The 16,668-nt window shown below is 42.8% G+C and carries 17 protein-coding genes and 1 pseudogene; 2 read left to right on the top strand and 16 right to left on the bottom strand.

Annotated elements, in window-relative coordinates:
- Positions 1-28: 28 nt before the first annotated feature.
- The 4 genes from M3180_RS14330 to M3180_RS14315 form a co-directional block, all read right to left on the bottom strand.
- On the bottom strand, positions 29-760 hold the full coding sequence (locus tag M3180_RS14330; RefSeq protein WP_251668654.1) for an ABC transporter permease: 732 nt from the start codon (positions 758-760) through the stop codon (positions 29-31).
- On the bottom strand, positions 757-1,491 hold the full coding sequence (locus M3180_RS14325) for an ABC transporter ATP-binding protein (protein ID WP_251668652.1): 735 nt from the start codon (positions 1,489-1,491) through the stop codon (positions 757-759). The genes M3180_RS14330 and M3180_RS14325 overlap by 4 nt, the downstream gene beginning before the upstream one ends.
- A gap of 27 nt (positions 1,492-1,518) precedes the next feature.
- Positions 1,519-1,953: a helix-turn-helix domain-containing protein gene (locus M3180_RS14320; protein ID WP_251668650.1), complete on the bottom strand. Its 435-nt coding sequence runs from the start codon at positions 1,951-1,953 to the stop codon at positions 1,519-1,521.
- Positions 1,954-2,132: 179 nt separating this feature from the next.
- Entirely contained in the window at positions 2,133-2,993 is an 861-nt protein-coding gene (locus M3180_RS14315; protein WP_251668648.1) for a manganese catalase, read from the bottom strand.
- 224 nt (positions 2,994-3,217) lie between these two features.
- Between M3180_RS14315 and M3180_RS14310 the strand changes: the two genes are divergently transcribed.
- Positions 3,218-4,009: an IclR family transcriptional regulator gene (locus tag M3180_RS14310; protein ID WP_251668646.1), complete on the top strand. Its 792-nt coding sequence runs from the start codon at positions 3,218-3,220 to the stop codon at positions 4,007-4,009.
- Between the two features lie 72 nt (positions 4,010-4,081).
- Here the strand turns inward: M3180_RS14310 and M3180_RS14305 are convergent, their stop codons facing one another.
- From M3180_RS14305 to M3180_RS14255, 11 genes are all read right to left on the bottom strand, one after another.
- Positions 4,082-5,326 (bottom strand): Zn-dependent hydrolase, encoded by a 1,245-nt coding sequence (locus M3180_RS14305; protein ID WP_251668722.1) that lies wholly within the window; start codon positions 5,324-5,326, stop codon positions 4,082-4,084.
- Positions 5,327-5,342: 16 nt separating this feature from the next.
- Positions 5,343-5,888, bottom strand: coding sequence for an L-2-amino-thiazoline-4-carboxylic acid hydrolase (locus tag M3180_RS14300; protein ID WP_251668643.1), 546 nt, complete (start codon positions 5,886-5,888; stop codon positions 5,343-5,345).
- A gap of 75 nt (positions 5,889-5,963) precedes the next feature.
- Positions 5,964-6,695 (bottom strand): ABC transporter ATP-binding protein, encoded by a 732-nt coding sequence (locus tag M3180_RS14295; protein ID WP_432806940.1) that lies wholly within the window; start codon positions 6,693-6,695, stop codon positions 5,964-5,966.
- On the bottom strand, positions 6,692-7,465 hold the full coding sequence (locus M3180_RS14290; RefSeq protein WP_251668719.1) for an ABC transporter ATP-binding protein: 774 nt from the start codon (positions 7,463-7,465) through the stop codon (positions 6,692-6,694). The genes M3180_RS14295 and M3180_RS14290 overlap by 4 nt, the downstream gene beginning before the upstream one ends.
- Positions 7,465-8,424 carry a branched-chain amino acid ABC transporter permease gene (locus M3180_RS14285; RefSeq protein ID WP_251668642.1) on the bottom strand — a complete coding sequence of 320 codons (960 nt, stop codon included), beginning with the start codon at positions 8,422-8,424 and terminating at the stop codon, positions 7,465-7,467. Before M3180_RS14285 ends, M3180_RS14290 begins: the two co-directional genes overlap by 1 nt.
- A gap of 9 nt (positions 8,425-8,433) precedes the next feature.
- Positions 8,434-9,306 carry a branched-chain amino acid ABC transporter permease gene (locus M3180_RS14280; RefSeq protein ID WP_251668640.1) on the bottom strand — a complete coding sequence of 291 codons (873 nt, stop codon included), beginning with the start codon at positions 9,304-9,306 and terminating at the stop codon, positions 8,434-8,436.
- A gap of 80 nt (positions 9,307-9,386) precedes the next feature.
- Positions 9,387-10,520 (bottom strand): ABC transporter substrate-binding protein, encoded by a 1,134-nt coding sequence (locus tag M3180_RS14275; protein WP_251668638.1) that lies wholly within the window; start codon positions 10,518-10,520, stop codon positions 9,387-9,389.
- A 240-nt stretch (positions 10,521-10,760) separates the two neighbouring features.
- The gene (locus tag M3180_RS14270) at positions 10,761-11,645 is read right to left on the bottom strand and encodes an ABC transporter permease (RefSeq protein ID WP_251668636.1); all 885 of its coding nucleotides are present in this window, start codon (positions 11,643-11,645) and stop codon (positions 10,761-10,763) included.
- Positions 11,645-12,565 carry an ABC transporter ATP-binding protein gene (locus tag M3180_RS14265; RefSeq protein WP_251668634.1) on the bottom strand — a complete coding sequence of 307 codons (921 nt, stop codon included), beginning with the start codon at positions 12,563-12,565 and terminating at the stop codon, positions 11,645-11,647. The genes M3180_RS14270 and M3180_RS14265 overlap by 1 nt, the downstream gene beginning before the upstream one ends.
- A gap of 5 nt (positions 12,566-12,570) precedes the next feature.
- Positions 12,571-12,981: a DUF3021 domain-containing protein gene (locus tag M3180_RS14260; protein WP_251668631.1), complete on the bottom strand. Its 411-nt coding sequence runs from the start codon at positions 12,979-12,981 to the stop codon at positions 12,571-12,573.
- A 4-nt stretch (positions 12,982-12,985) separates the two neighbouring features.
- Positions 12,986-13,441: a LytTR family DNA-binding domain-containing protein gene (locus M3180_RS14255; RefSeq protein ID WP_251668630.1), complete on the bottom strand. Its 456-nt coding sequence runs from the start codon at positions 13,439-13,441 to the stop codon at positions 12,986-12,988.
- A gap of 805 nt (positions 13,442-14,246) precedes the next feature.
- Between M3180_RS14255 and M3180_RS14250 the strand changes: the two genes are divergently transcribed.
- The gene (locus M3180_RS14250; RefSeq protein ID WP_251668629.1) at positions 14,247-14,681 is read left to right on the top strand and encodes a hypothetical protein; all 435 of its coding nucleotides are present in this window, start codon (positions 14,247-14,249) and stop codon (positions 14,679-14,681) included.
- Positions 14,682-15,572: 891 nt separating this feature from the next.
- Here the strand turns inward: M3180_RS14250 and M3180_RS22930 are convergent.
- A pseudogene (locus M3180_RS22930) lies at positions 15,573-16,658 on the bottom strand (exo-rhamnogalacturonan lyase family protein); the annotation flags it as partial.
- Positions 16,659-16,668 lie beyond the last annotated feature (10 nt).

Below are 16,668 nucleotides of genomic sequence, written 5' to 3'. Positions count from 1 at the left end.
TGTATTAACATATATTCATGATGTCCCATTAACTAATCTTCATACCTCGTCTAAATGTTGCGACAGCGATCACTACTAGGGCAGCGCCATACGCAAGCACCCACCACAGATGAGGAAGCATGTCAGCATAAGCACCTATCGCAGCAGCTTTGCCCATATCTACCGCATGCACGAAAGGTAAAACATAAGCAACCGCCTTGAATGCGCCGCCAACCAAATTAAGATCGAACCATGTACCTGATAGCCAAGCAGTTAAATTCGTCAGCAATGCACCACATATCGCTGTAGCCGCCTTCTCACTAAACACAGTCCCGCACAACAGACCGATTCCAATAAAGATGAAGGATATGGGAATGAGCATGATAAGGGCAACCACAATCGACAACGAAAACTTCATGCCAAGCAAGAAAGCGACAGCATAGCACACTATCCCTTGCGCCAGCGCAATTGGTACAAGTGGAAGAGCATAGCCTAATATATAATCTGCTGCTATCATCGGTGTCGTAAATAATCTTGTTAAGAAGGAACTTGCTCTGTCCTTAGCAATAAGCTGTGCAGAAAACAGCGACATGAACGATAATCCGAAAACAGCGACACCAGGCGTTAATCGCTCGATATTAAACAAATCATTGGGTATATTCCGATTGATCGCTGATAGCAGCAGCAGCAAAACAACTGGAAAGCCTATTCCAAATAATACTGCTAATGGGTCGCGTATAATCTCTTTTGTTGTACGTTTAGCAAATATCGTCATCTTCATTGTTGTCCACCATCCTCAACTAGCTTAATAAAGGTATCCTCGAACTTAGATGTGCCTGCCTGCTCATTTAGCTGGGAGACGGTGCCAATTGCTTTAATGCGACCATCTTGCATAATGCAAATCCGATCAGACAAGCTCTCTGCTTCCTCTAAATAATGCGTCGTTAGGATGATCGTCGTTTTTTCCTTTAGCTTTTCAATTACTGCCCACAGCTCTCTTCTAGCAAGCACATCCAAGCCTAAGGTTGGCTCATCTAGAAAAAGGATCTTTGGATCACTAATCAATGCCATAGCGATACTGAGCTTCCGTTTCCAGCCACCTGACAATGTCTTGCTTTTTGATTTTTCATATGGTTGCAATGAGAATCGCTGAATCATTTGATCGGTCTTTTGCTTAACCGTCTGCTTATCAAAGCCATATAAGCCTGCCATTAGCTCTAAATTTTCACGTACCGTCAAATTCGGTGCAATGGCTGTTTCCTGTGGAGATACAGCGATGAATTTTTTTACTTGATCAGCTTCGGTGACAATGCTTTTTCCATTCAACAGAGCATCACCACTCGTAGGCTGTGTTATCGTGGACAGCATATTTATTAACGTTGTTTTACCTGCGCCATTCATACCAAGTAAAGCAAATAACTCTCCGTCAGCAATATTGATCGTTATACGATCTACAGCCACCTTCGCACCATATTGCTTCGTTAATTGCTTGATTTCAATTGATGAATTCATTGTTGATTCTCCCCTATCTGAACTATGCTATGAATCGGATGGTGGATCTAGTGGAGTTTTTACAAGTGAGAAAAATTGCGACATTTGTTCCTCAGGAACGATGGCTAATCCTCTTTCTTCATCACCTACAATAATCAATCGATCTCCCTGCTGCAGGTGAAACAGCTCGCGTGCTTTTTTAGGAATAACGATCTGTCCACGTTCTCCGAGCTTCACTGTTCCGAAGAAATGCTTTCCTTTCGGTGGAAGATCCAATCCTAGTCCCTCATCCTCATAATGAACTAAATTATCTAACGTCACTTGAAATAAATTTGCTAGTGCAATGCTACTTGTTAAGTCAGGGACAGATTCTCCCTTTTCCCATTTGGCTACCGCCTGTCTCGACACCTGTATTTGTTCTGCAACCTGCTCCTGCGTAAGCTTATTCCTTAATCGCAAATTTTTTAAGTTCTCACTAATCATATTTTTCATACCTCCTATTTCATTATTCATGTTATGTAGTAATACGTCTATCAACTGAGTATAACATCAATGTTACGTTTCGTTGCGCCTAATCTATTTCATTATTCATTCATGGATTAAGTTTACTAGGCTTGTCCAGCTGGATTAGGGCAAGCATAAGCAAACCCTAATGCCAAGACTTATTGACAAGGATCGATAAATGGTCCTTTGCCAGTAAGCACCTGAGGCAGCGTGTCATACGTATATGGCGGAGCTGGTTTCAGCACTGGTGCAGGTGCTGCAGGCTGAGGTGCATTTACGTAGTTAAACGTTCCGCAGCCATCCACGCTCGGTCCACTTGCCCAAGGCCCTGTTGCGCTTTCTTCTCCTCTGGAGAAATTAAACAGCGTATGGGAAACCTCTTGTTTCTCTAGCTTTCTTGGGAATGTGCTTGGTACGACAATGCCTTCTTTTTCTTCAAGTTCTCTAATCGCTGCAATCCATTGATTCTGATGCATCGTATCACGAGCCAATAGGAACGCAAGCATATCTCTTACGCCGCGGTCATTGGTCTCATTATATAGACGAGCAACTTGAAGACGACCTTGAGACTCTGCCGTTACATTCATTCTTAAGTCTGCCAGCAGGTTACCGCTCGCAATAATATATTTACCATTCCACGGATATCCATTGCTATCTGCAGGCATCGCACCTAAGCCTGATACAATGACATGCTGTGGATTCATTCCACCAAGAATCGCACCAACGACCGGATCCTTCGCAGCATTTTCCACATCACCAATGGGTGCATCATCAAGCAATCTAGCAATCATCGTTGCAAGCATTTCAACATGACCAATTTCCTCTGTTGCTGTATCCATCAGTAGATCCTTATATTTGTTTTCAGGACCTCTCATGTTCCAGCCTTGGAACAAATATTGCATTGCTACAGATATTTCCCCGAATTGACCACCTAGCACCTCTTGCAGCTTACGCGCAAAGATCGGATCTGGACGCTCTGGTTTAGCCTCGTACTGCAGCTCCTTGATATGATAAAACATTACATCTCCTCCATATCATGTGTTTCTATGTTCAGTTACGAATTATGATATGCAGCTACCGTGATATGTGTCCCGATATATGTTATAAAAATAAAGCATATACTCTACAAATTCATGTATTAAAGGAATTTATTCGCTATAATAGAAGATAGATGCCTATTAATGATGGGATAAGTTATATATTATAAACGAGTATTAAGATAGTCATAATGGAGGTTAATGTATTGAACAACAAAAATCCTCGTATGATTCAATCCGTTCAAAGAGCGCTAGATATTATTAACTGCTTTGATTCTTTGCACACACAGCTGACACTTACGGAAATTAGTGAAAAACTACAATTGAATATAAGCACCGTACACGGCTTAATAAATACGATGAGTGCATACTCTTACATCGTTAAAAATCCTAACAATGGGAAATATCGCCTTGGTCTTGAGTTTATATTGAAGGCCAACCTCGTTACTCAAAGCCTTGATCTGAAGGAAATTGGACATAACTATCTTAAGAAACTAACGACAACCTACAGTGAAACATCACATCTATATGTATATCAGCAGGAGCAAATCTTCTGTGTTGATAAGGTAGAATCACCGAACAACTATTTTATTATTAGCTCAAGAGCAGGCAGTAAGCTCCCGATGCATGCCTCTGCATCCGGCAAAGTATTTTTAGCACATATGTCTACTAGCGAGCTGGATTATTTTCTACAGGACTACAGCTTTCAAGCTTTAACAAGTCGAACGATTACGTCGATAGAGGAATTAATGACGCATCTGCAGCATATCGCACGAATTGGCTATGGGATTGAGGATGAAGAAATCGAAGAGAATGCGTATAGTCTTGCAGCGCCTATTAAGGATGCACACGGCAAGGTTGTTGCTACCATTAGTTTAATCGGCTCTCTCAATCGAATGAAGGAAAAAGAAGCCTATATATTGGAGGATCTAATAGAAGCTGCATATGAGATTTCATCACAGCTAGGCTATAAACAAAAGCAAACATCCGCTCTTTAAATGAGAAAAGCTAGACGCTACTTGGAGGATGGGCTCAGTCCCATATCCAAGTAATCGTCTAGCTTTTGTACATTATGAACGTTCAACAGCCGCTAGCTGAAGCAGTGTGCTATACAATACCTGCGTGCCAGCTGCACAATCCTCTTTGCTGCTATATTCCTGAGGGTTATGGCTAATGCCATCCTTAGAGCGAACAAAGATCATGCCGAGCGGACATAAGCTGTGAAATTGCATACCATCATGTCCTGCTCCGCTTACTAGTGTCGGCAGCTCCATGCCGTTGAGCCTTGCAGCTTCCTCAATCGCTGCCATAATCTCAGGCGAGCTAGGTGCAGGTGGAACACGCTGCAGCAGCTCGATAGAATACTCGATGCTCTGCTGCTTGCATACTTGATCAGTAAAGTTACGAATGCGCTGCTCAAGCTCGTTACGCTGTGCTTCATCAATATCTCGCAGGTCCAGTGAAAACTGCACCTCACCAGGAATGACGTTTACTCCTCCAGGCAGCACCCTGAGCTTGCCTACCGTTGCCACAGCATGCTTAAATTGACGAGTTTCACGATAAATATAATCAAAGATAGCCGTTGCTGCTTCCAAAGGATCACGCCTCATGTTCATCGGTGTCGCACCTGCATGACCAGCCTGGCCATTTAAAGTAAATTGCAGCCATAATGGACCTGCTATTCCGGTAACGAGGCCTACCGGCTGATTGAGCTGCTCAAGCACTCTACCTTGCTCAATATGCAGCTCGACATAGCCTTTAATCTCCTCGGACTTCCTCGCAGCAGAAGCAAGCTGTGATGGAACGTATCCGGCAGCTTCCATCGCCTCAGCAATCGTAACACCTTGCTCATCGCGCTGTGTCAAATTGTCTTGCTTCAACGTGCCGGCTAATGCACGACTTCCGATCATACCGAAGCCAAACCGAGAGCCTTCTTCATCTGTGAATGCAACGACCTCGATCGTATGCTTTGGTTGAATGCTGTTTTCATGCATCGTATGAATGGCCTCAATCGCTGCTAGCACACCAAGTGCGCCATCGAATTTACCGCCATGCAATACCGTATCAATATGAGAGCCCGATATAACGACTGCAGCATCTGGGTCCGTTCCTACGTAAGTACCGATTAAGTTGCCAACAGCATCCTCTCTCACTTGCATACCTGCCTCTGACATATAGCTCGCCACTTGCTCCTTCGCTTGGCGCTCAAGCTCGGTGAAGGAAAAGCGGGTTACTCCTCCCTGTTCATCCTCACCGATTCTGCCAAGCTCCATGAGCCTTGCCCATAGGCGATCACCATTCACTGTACCGATCATCGTGTTATTCACCAGCTTATTCACCTTTTGCTTTTGCTTCGTCTGTAGACTCGTTTGCTTGCTCTTCTTTTTGTTTCATTTGGAATCTAAAATGGCATTGTCCATCCTTCACCAAATATTGATCATGCACAACCTCGAAGTTTGGATTGTAGCCACGTGCTATTGATGGGTCGATCATTTGGCAGTAAAGAATTCCGTATTCCTCCATGCCATCTTCTTTCCATGTATCGCCGAAAGGGCAGCGTGTAAATGTTTGCTCGATTTCATTAGGCACATATTCTGTCTCATATTCGAACAAGTCACTACGACCCATATCATAGTTTGGCAAATAGTTCATAATATCATTCGGTTGTCCGTTAGCAGCAGCGCGACGTGCAATATCACGGCCACGCTCCTCACCAAATGTGCGTACACCTTCACGAATGGCGTCAGCACCTTCTTCACCAAATTTATCAACGACTGATTTACTCAAATGTGCAAATAGCTTTGCCATAATGGTATACGGAGATGCTGGTTCCAAGCTTTCATCATGTTTAATTTTTTGTTCTTCTTGTTTAGCCATTGTAATCTCTCCCTTTGGATGGTTTATAGATCTATCATCTATGAAAGCAAAAAGCCTCTCAGCTTCTCGCATAAGTTAATTGCTAATCCCCAGATAAACTGACTTGACAATATCATTGCTGCGCAGGTTCTCAGCAACATCCTCTACGACAATCGAGCCTGTCTCCATCACGTAGCCACGATCCGCAGCCGATAGTGCCATATTGGCATTTTGCTCGACAAGCAGAATCGAAACTCCATCCTTGTTGATCTTCTTAATCGCTTGAAAGATCTCTTTAACGATAATCGGGGCAAGCCCCATGGATGGCTCATCAAGCAGCAATAGCTTCGGTCTTGCCATCAGTGCTCTAGCGATGGCAAGCATTTGCTGCTCGCCTCCACTCATCGTACCTGCCAGCTGTTTTTTACGCTCAGCTAGCCGAGGGAATAGCTCAAACATGCTCTGCAAATCAAGTGCGATATTTTTCTTGTCTTTACGTACATAAGCACCTAGCGACAAATTTTCAAGCACCGTCAGATCAGCTAGCACGCCACGGCCTTCCGGTACTTGCGAGATGCCAGCAGCTACGATTTTGTGCGGCTCAAGCTTCGTAATGTCCTTGCCTTCGAAGCGGATTGTGCCCTGATTATTTTTATGCAAGCCTGAAATACTTTGCAGCGTAGACGTTTTGCCAGAGCCGTTCGTGCCAATTAGGGCGACGATTTCACCTTGCTTTACATGAAGCGAGATTCCTTTAACCGCTTTGATTGCATCGTAGGATACCGACAATTGCTCGATTTCCAATATAGCTTGTTGATTCGACATCATGCTTCAACCTCCCCGCCCAAATACGCTTGAATGACTAGCGGATCGTTTTGAATTTCGCTTGGCGTGCCTTCAGCTATTTTTTGACCATAGTTTAGAACGACAATGCGATCAGAGATTTCCATAATCATTTGAATATCATGCTCGATAAGCAGCACTTCAATATGATATTGCTTTGATAATTGCAAGATCTTTTTAATAAGCTCGCGCTTTTCCGTCTGGTTCATTCCCGCTGCAGGCTCATCAAGCAGCAGCAGCTCACAGCCAGTCGCAAGTGCACGTGCGATTTCCAGCAAGCGTTGTTCTCCATAAGGCAAGCTTCCTGCCAGCTGGTCCGCCTTGTCAGCGAGGCCAACGATCTCGAGCTTTTCCATACATTCCTGAACGATTGCTTGACGCTTCTGCTTCAGAGACGAGCGTGCTAGAATTGAAGCGAACACGCCTTCCGTGTTAACTTCCTTATGCGCAACGAGCACATTTTCAAGCACGGTCATATTTTTCAGCAATCTTGTGTTTTGAAACGTACGTGCAATGCCGAGACCGACACGCTTGTACGGCTTCAATTTATTAATTAATTGATTTTTATATCGAATTTGTCCTGAGGTCGGCGTATAAATACCTGTCATAATGTTAAACAAGGTCGTTTTGCCAGCACCATTAGGGCCAATTATTGATAAAATCTCACCACGGCGGACCGTAAGATCTACTTCATTCAACGCAACAAGCCCACCGAATTTAACAGATACCCGCTCAAGCTCCAATACATTCTCCATCATTTACCTTCACCCTTCTGAACCTTTCCATAGAAATTGAGCTTGCGATGCTTTTCGCCCCAAAATCCAGTCGGTTTAAAGATCATCATAAGAACGATGGCAAGACCTAGCAGCAACATACGGTATTCACTAACATAGCGCAGCAGCTCCGGTGTAACGACTAGAATCGAAGCACCAAGAATGGAGCCTGCCAAATTCCCTGAGCCTCCTAGAATGACCATTGCTAGAATGTTAACGGAATCCAAATATCTAAATGCATCCGGACTTACATACGAGATGTACGCTGCCCAAAATGCTCCTGCAATCCCTGCAAAAAATGCACCAATCGTAAACGCCATAATTTTGTATTTATTCGGTCTAATCCCGATCGAGGCCGCTAATCGCTCATCCTCACGAATCGTTAGCATGTTGAGCCCGATCCCGGAATGTACAATTCTATTGATGACGAAATAAGTAATCACAACAAGCACTAAGATTAAATAGTAGAATTCAATTTTACCACTGAACGAATAGCCAAACAGCTCAGGGGCAGGTATTCCTGGAAGTCCCATCGGACCGCGAGTAACATCGACCCAATTGACAAATATTAATCGTACAATTTCTCCAAAGCCAAGGGTAACAATCCCAAGGTAATCACCACGAAGTCTAATGACGGGTGTACCTAGCAAAAATCCAAAAAAGCCTGTTACGATCGCTGATATTGGCAATACGAGCCAGAATGAAAGATCGTAGTTAATTAATAGAAGGGCAGCGGTGTAAGCACCGATACCATAAAAAGCTGCATGCCCAAGAGCAAATTGACCTGCATAGCCGATAATGACGTTTAGTCCCATCGACAAAATCGAGAAAATCCCGATCATAATCATAACGTGCAACCAAAATTCGCTAACCTGTCCAAGCAATAAAGGTAAAGCCAATAAGAGTGCAGCGATTATGAGAACAAATAATTTACGATTCATGCTTATCACCTACACCTTATTGATTTCTTTCTTACCTAAAATACCTGACGGGCGAATGAGCAGCACAATAATTAGAATAGCGAACGAGATAACACTTTTATATTGAGTGGAAATATATGCACCAGCAAGTGCTTCTACAAGGCCGAGCAATACGCCGCCAAGCATCGCACCAGGAATGCTTCCGATACCGCCAAGAACTGCCGCCGTAAATGCATTAATCCCTGCCATATAGCCCATCGTTGGATAAACGGCATTGTAATAAATACCTACCATAATACCCGCACATGCTGCTAAAGCAGAGCCAATTGCGAAGGCTAAGCTAATCATTCGGTTCGTGTTAATGCCGAGCAGTGCTGCATTCGTTAAGTTTATGGATGTCGCACGCATCGCTGTCCCGATCTTTGTCTTCTTCACAAAAAGATGAAGACCGACCATAAGTAAGCAAGATAATACTAATATGAGAATTTGAATTTCCGAGATTGTAACACTGCCTACAACATACGTCTTGGAACCGAAGCTTGTCGGAAATGGACGCATTTCCGTTCCCCATATAAGCTGAGCAACGCTAATCAAAAATGTCGATACTCCTAATGCGCTTATGAGAGGCACGATTCGGTCCGCCTTGCGCAGTGGCCGATAAGCTGCTCGTTCGATCGTAATCCCAAGCAAAGCCGTCACAACAGCAGAAAATATAAAGGCCACAAATAATGGTACTTGCAGCTCCTTAAGAAAGAACAGCCCTAGAAAGCTGCCTATCATATAGATATCACCATGCGCAAAGTTAACGATCTTGAGAATGCCGTAAACCATTGTGTAGCCTAGGGCAATTAAGGCATAGATCATGCCGATCGTTAGGCCGTTCGTGATTTGCTGAAATAGCATAGTAACTCCTTTCCAAAATCAATAAGCAAGAAGCAGGATGAGTATATTCATCCCGCTTAATGTTATATTTCGATCTCAAGTTATTCGAAATTGACAAACTCTCCGTTTGCAACTTTCAGTTTCGTTGGAACGGTAATAACATCCCCATTCTCGTCAAAACTTAGTACACCCGTAGCACCTTCGTAATCCTTCACTTGGTCAAGGAAGGTTTTAATGCCTTCACGGTCTGTGCCATTTTCTTTGATTGCATCGATAATTAGAGACGTTGCAACGTAAGAGTATGCTGCATACGTATCAGGCTTGCTGTTGTATTTTGTTTGGTATTGCTCAGCAAACTCAGTAGCTTTTTCATTGCTGCCGCCTGGATAGAAGAAACCGATAATCTTAAAGTCTTCTACAGACTGTTGACCAAGCTCAAGCAATGCTTCAGAGTATAGGCTGTCTACACCGATAAATTCAACGTCCATACCAAGCTTCTGTGCTTGTTGTGCAATCAATGCTGCTTCGTTATAGAAACCACCGATGAAAATCGCATCTGGTTCAGTTGTTTTAATCTTTGTTAATACAGTGCTGAAGTCTTTCTCACCTGGGTTGTATGCCTCAGTTGCTGTAACTTCAATGTTGTTGCCTGGTGCAGATTGTTTATACACATCTAGTAAGCCAATACCAAAATCAGATTGCTCATAGATAAGTGCTACCTTTTTATAGCCAAGCTCCTGAGACCATGTTGCCAAATAATCCGCTTGGAACGCATCTGTTGTAATAACGCGATACGTATATTCACCAGCGTTAGTAACAGCTGGAGCACTAGAAGATGGTGAGATTTGAACAATTTTATTTTTGTTGTATACCGGTGCAGTAGCTAGTGTTGCAGAGCTGTTAAAGTGACCTACTACGCCTAGAATGCTTTTATCCGATACAAATTTATTTGCAACGTTTACCGCTTCGTTAGAATCACCTTTGTCATCCTCGATAACAATTTCAACTTGCTTGCCATCAATACCGCCAGCTTCATTAATTTGTGCAGCTGCAAGCTCTGCACCATTTTTGAATGCTGTACCATATTGAGCCTGAGTTCCAGAGATCGGTGCTGCTAGTCCAATACGAATCGTATCGCTATTTGAAGAGCCGCTGTTATTCGAGCATGCGCCTAGAATCCCAATCAATAATATTGCAATAAGTCCAATCGATAACTGTTTTAGTTGACGTTTCATTTGCTCCACTCCTGTATGTTTTAATTAATCCTATCTGATTAGTATACTTTAATTATATGTAAGTCTATTAAAAAATCAACTACTTTTTTAACAATGTCAAATCCATTACGATAATATCATAACTGTAAAATTAAATATACAGTTTTTTTAATATTTTTATATAAAAAAAGCCTATGCGCGATTATGCACATAGACCTTATAAAGCTATCATTCCACTTATACAATTAGCTCGTTCTTTTCTTACCCTAAACGCTTTTCCCTTCTATGAAAAAGAGTAATGGATAGAACAGCAAGCACAGCAATTGTTACTGCAATAATAATATAGCTAGTAGAAAGGCTTAATACGTTGTCATGTAGCTTGTAGGTGACACCATACATGAGCTTATATTGCTCCTCAGCCTCAGCAGGAGCACCTGCAAAAACGTCAGCAAGCGAGCTCTCCATAAACGCATTACGCAGCAGCAGCGTCGTGTGACTAATCGGAAAGTACATAATGATATTTTGCGCAAAGCTTGGCAGTGCCCCGATCGGAACATATACCCCGCATAAAAATCCGAGCAATGTGCCAACAATCGTACTTAAGGTTGAGAATGCATTGAGTGTGTGCACCATCATAACGATAACGACGTTGAATAAGCTAGCAAGCAGCACAGATAATAACAATATGCCGACCACTTTAAGTAACGATGTAAAGCTAAGCCATGCACCACCAGTTGCTACAATATATATTTCGCAGCCAATTAATGCTATAAAGGAGAACACGCTGCCGATAATAAATGCATTAAGCACATACCCCATCTGAATAGCAGCTCGGGAAACCGGTGCCGTTAAAAAGTCTGCACTCGCTTTTGTTTCGATATCTTTAATCGCAAGACCGAATGAAGCAAGTGTTGTCGTCACAGCGATCATTGACAATAGTCCAGCTATAAGCCATTCGTTTACCATTGTAATCATTTGCGGTGTTGCTTCGGTTACCTGCTTAATGGAATCAACCTGCATCTTTTGCAGAAAGAGTGCGTACAGCACAATGACAATAATGACGGACAACAGTGAGAAGAACACACTAGTTTTATCTCGTCTGAACACTTTGCTATTACGTCCAACTAAGCTAACGATTGCTTCCATTATGCTGCACCGCCTTGTTCCATAATATGAATAAATACATCATCCATCGTGCCTTTCATCACTTCAAAGGATGCAATTAACGGTTCAACTTGCTTTAATATCGACAGTGCAGCCAGCGTCGACTCTACACGTATCGTGTATATCCCTTGCTTCTCGGTGTAAGATATATTTTGCTCCATAAGCCACTGTTCTCCTTCTTGCGCGTTATGGAATACAAGCTCCATCTGATCATAGGCATAGGCAGTTTTCAGCATATCTGGCGTACCTTTAGCAACGATCTCACCTTGTCTTAGGATGACAATTTGATGCGCCATCGCTGCTTCCTCCATATAATGCGTCGTTAGAAACACCGTCATATTCGTTTCCGCTTGCAGCTGCTTAATCGTCTTCCATACAAACTGTCGTGTTTGCGGATCAAGCCCCGTCGTCGGCTCATCTAAAAATAAAATCTGCGGGCGATGAATCAATGCTCTAGCAATATCTGCGCGTCTTTTTTGTCCGCCAGAGCATTTACCGTATTTTTTGTCCTCAATATCACCCAAGTGTAAATACGAGGAAACAAATTGATAGTTATCCATAAGCTCCTTCTTCGATAAGCCGTACATTTTACCCCGATGCCATATGTTTTCACGTACCGTCAACCGTTCATCAAGTAAGCTTTCCTGAAACACCACACCAATTGATTTGCGAATTTCAGCATTGTCACGGCTTGCATCGAGCGTATACCCGTTAATGCTTACTGTACCGCTTGTTTTTTTAAGCAAGGTACACAGTATTTCAATGGTCGTAGATTTCCCTGCCCCGTTTGCACCAAGAAATGCAAACAGCGTCCCTTGTTCCACTGTAAATGAAATCCCTTTTACTGCCTCGTGCTGCCCGTATCGCTTACTAAGCCCCTCTACCTGTATAGCAGTCTTCATCACAACTACTCCTTTCGTTTTTTAATAGCATCGTTAATTTGAGCGATATCCTTTTTCTGCAGGATGAACATCATACACCATATCAATAGATAAATAATGGCCTCTGAAATGAGCACATTTTTAATACCGAAGTGGACAAACCAGCCACCGAAATAGCCTGCAGTTAAAACGCTTATCGTCACTGCTGTTAAATGCAGACCGAGTTGAGCAATAAACGGTATCCGTTCCCATTCAAATATTAAGGACAACGGTCCGATAACTGCACCAAGTATTGCAGCAATCACTACCTGCTCTAATAATTCTTTACCTGTCATGATTGCCGCCGGGTCAGACACAACACTAACCGTTACTAGAATATAGGAGCAGCTAAGTGAGACGAGTATACTTGTAACGATCAGCTGAATAATTTTTTTCATAGCTCTACTCCCTCCCAATACCTAAGTGTAGTTTTAATTCCTTCAAATATTTACGACTGACATGAATAGCAACATCGTTTTCTAGCAGCAATTGCGTTGTTCCGATTTTACCCATTTGAATAGATGAGATTTTATGTACATTTACTAGAGTTGATTTATTTACTCTGACGAAGTCCTTCGACAGCATCTCTTCCAGCTCATATAATTTGCGCTTCGATTCATATTCCTGCTCATCCGTCTGCAAAAATACGCGTGACTCCTCTGCATAGATGGAATAAATGTCGGTAATTTTGAGCAGATGAATCTCTTGCTGCAAGTAGCCATCAAGTACTGTCGCTTGCGTCGTTTGTGAAGCTTGTAGCTGCTTCATCAGTTTTTCAATTTGTTCGTTATATTCCTTGGCGAGGATATGGACCTCTGTTTCTTCTAAAGCATGGTTAATCGTTAGTTGAATTTTCAAGGTGGAAGCCTCCTCGGTAATGAATACTACCTTATCTCCTATAGCGGAGAGTACTGATCAGTTACTAATAATGTAGCATAGATAAAATTAACGGAGCGTAATTTTTCTGTAAGTGGTTAAATTTTAATGGTAAGAGGTTCATTTCGTGATGTGTCATGCAGCCTTGCATCATCGATGTGTAACGTAAAAAAGCATAAACTCAGTAAAGAATACCGAGCTCATGCTTTTGAGATGATCCATCTATTCTATTTTATTGGCGGTTCATTGAGCTATCGCAGCCAATTAGCTATTCGTCTAATACGAATAAACGGGGCCAATGAGATTAAAAGGCCAGCTATGAAAAAAGAAATTCCATACGTATGTAAGTGAAAATCTGTCGCTGGAATGAAGAGGTTATCAAAAAACTTACGTAGTCCCAAACCGCCGTCTGGACTTCTAGCTGGAAAAGTATAAATTGTGTAAGCTTCATATATAAGATACAGTCCTAATATTACTGCAATAAGCTTAAATGCCCGTTTCATTGTCGATCTCCTTTCTTGTTCGTTCCACTTATTACATACAATGTAAACGTTTTGAATATTGTATTTGTTGCACTAAACCGACAGTTAGCATAAAAGTATATCCAGCTAGCGGGCAATTTGACGGAGGGCACGCTTCAGCTAGCATCGTCATTAAGGTTTACTATTTTTAATAGAAATTCTAATTAACGCGGTAGTTATCTTCTCTGTTAAAATAGTAGTGCAAATAAATGTTGAATCTGGATCAATTTATCTTCAAGTCATAACGATTAGGTGGCGAATAGATTATGATCAATCTTTCTCGGTTAAAAGGCTTTATCTTCGGCGCTTTATTTTCATTTATTACTGCAATGCTGTTTATGTTAATCGGACAAATGTGGGCTGGTGGAGTAACCTCTATGTGGGGTGAAAGTTGGTTGTATTTCTCAGTAGTTATTCCTTTTGTCATCACTTTTACAGTATTAGGCGGATACTTTCACAATAGAAATGCAACCAATAAAAAACTTTGGCTTATTAGCCTTATTTGCGCCTTTCTTATAACGTTATATAGTGGAACAATTGGTGCAATTTTCGGTGAAACGATTGTTAGAGGCGGCATGGAAACGATAAATATTGAGGGCACATTAGTATGGGGTACAATTTATGCTTTTATATTACTTCCACTTACTACGCCATTCGCAAGACTAATAATAGGAGTGTTTTACAAGCTCATTAGCAGATAAACAAGAAGATTGGCACGTTACTAGAAACTAAGAAGCGCAGCGTACGTTATTGGTACGTGAGCATAGAAAGTTTCGGTAGCGTGCCATATTCTATTCGCCGCCGACTAAGCTGCAGAGCGCTACATCGTCATCAAGCCTCAGCTTAATGAACTACCAATTCAAATAAAGCTTCAACAAGCAGAGACCTCAGGACGATGAATATACTTCGGAGACCATTGTCATCAAGCCTCAGCTTAGTGAACTACCAATTCAAATAAAGCTTCAACAAGCAGAGACCTCAGGACGATGAATATACTTCGAAGACCATTGTCATCAAGCCTCAGCTTAGTGTACTACCAATTCAAATAAAGCTTCAACAAGCAGAGACCTCAGGACGATGAATATACTTCGAAGACCATTGTCATCAAGCCTATGCTTCGTGAATTACCAATTCAAATAAAGCTTCAACAAGCAGAGACCTCAGGACGATGAATATACTTCGAAGACCATTGTCATCAAGCCTGTGCTTCGTGAATTACCAATTTAAATAAGGTTCAATAAGCTGGGGCTTCAGGACCAAGAAGATTGACCGCTAGTAGAAAAAGAGGAGCGCAGCGTACGTTATTGGTACGTGAGCACCGGATTTTTCGCTAGCGGTCAATATTCGCCGTCGACTAAGCTACAGCGCAAACACATCGTCATCAAGCCTCTGCTTAGTGAACTACCAATTCAAATAAAGGTTCAATAAGCTGAGGCTTCAGGACCAAGAAGATGGCACGATACTAGAAACTGAGAAGCGCAGCGTACGTTATTGGTACGTGAGCATCGGAAGTTTCGGTAGCGTGCCATATTCGCCGTTGACTAAGCTACAAAGCGTTACATCGTCATCAAGCCTCTGCTTAGTGAACTACCTTACAAAAGGTGTCCGATGTATGCCTTGCACATGATAACATTCAACGACCACTGGCTTGCCGTATTCGTTGATAAGCCTTGAACCTCACTCACTGGATAAGGATAGTACAGTCGCTCCACCTGCTGTGGCTGCAGCTGACTCAGCTGCCAGTGATTCGTGATCGTAAGCAAATAATCCCACGACTGCTTACCCAGCGCATCATCTCTATAATATTCAGCGGCATACGCCATAATAAGTGTGGACAGCATTGGAATATCCCAGCGTTTGCCGACAAACGCTTCTTTCGTTCGTTTGCTTTTTTCCGCTGGAGGCAAATTATAAAACTCACCTAGCTCAGCGAGCATCTCGCGCCATGTTTCATCCTCTAGCAAATCAGCCAGCTCAGTCCAGACCTGAGTGCCACCCATGCAGATCATGAGATGGTAGTCATAGTTTTCATGCCCCATATAGCTCAGCTTGCCAGTCTCTGGATCATAGCCAAAGGTCGGACCATCAAGCAGTCGATGCGGAGACTGTTTTAGCGACTCGATGCCTGTCTTAATCTTATGCAAGTAATGCTCACTTTCATGGCGCTCCCATTGTACGAGCCAGTTCGCACAAAACGCTGACCAATCTGGCCCGCTTCTCGCATGAGTTGCATGCTCATCCTTCGGAAAATATGCACGCATCGGATCAAGCGTAACCGTCGAAAAGTCGGCATCCTTCACTTCATCCATAATCTCGCCAATCCGTTCATCCGCAGTCATATAATAATAGAAGCGATGCAGCGTTGCCATCCCGATTCTCGCTTCCTTGCAGCCACAGCCATAATGCAGCACATTATGGCGCGAGCCAAGCCCTTGGTATTGTCCGAGATGATACAGATCGGTTTCACTTGTATGTCGTGTCATCGCTTCTGCCATGTAGAACAGCTGCGGCTCGCCTGTGCGCAGGAAGGAATACCAGAGCCATTTGTTCGGAACAAGCTCTGTGTTCTGCCATGCACAGCCACCAATATCATATTTCCAAGTGTGGCGAAGAGGATCGTAGCTATGCATTACATCACCATAATCCCAAAAGCCATACCAACGGCGCTGCTCAATTTCTTGAAGATAA

It is taken from the genome of Paenibacillus camelliae, from assembly GCF_023715345.1.
Lineage (GTDB): Bacteria > Bacillota > Bacilli > Paenibacillales > Paenibacillaceae > Pristimantibacillus > Pristimantibacillus camelliae.
Note: the sequence above shows the minus strand (reverse complement) of the source record. Positions and strands in the feature narration are given on the sequence as shown.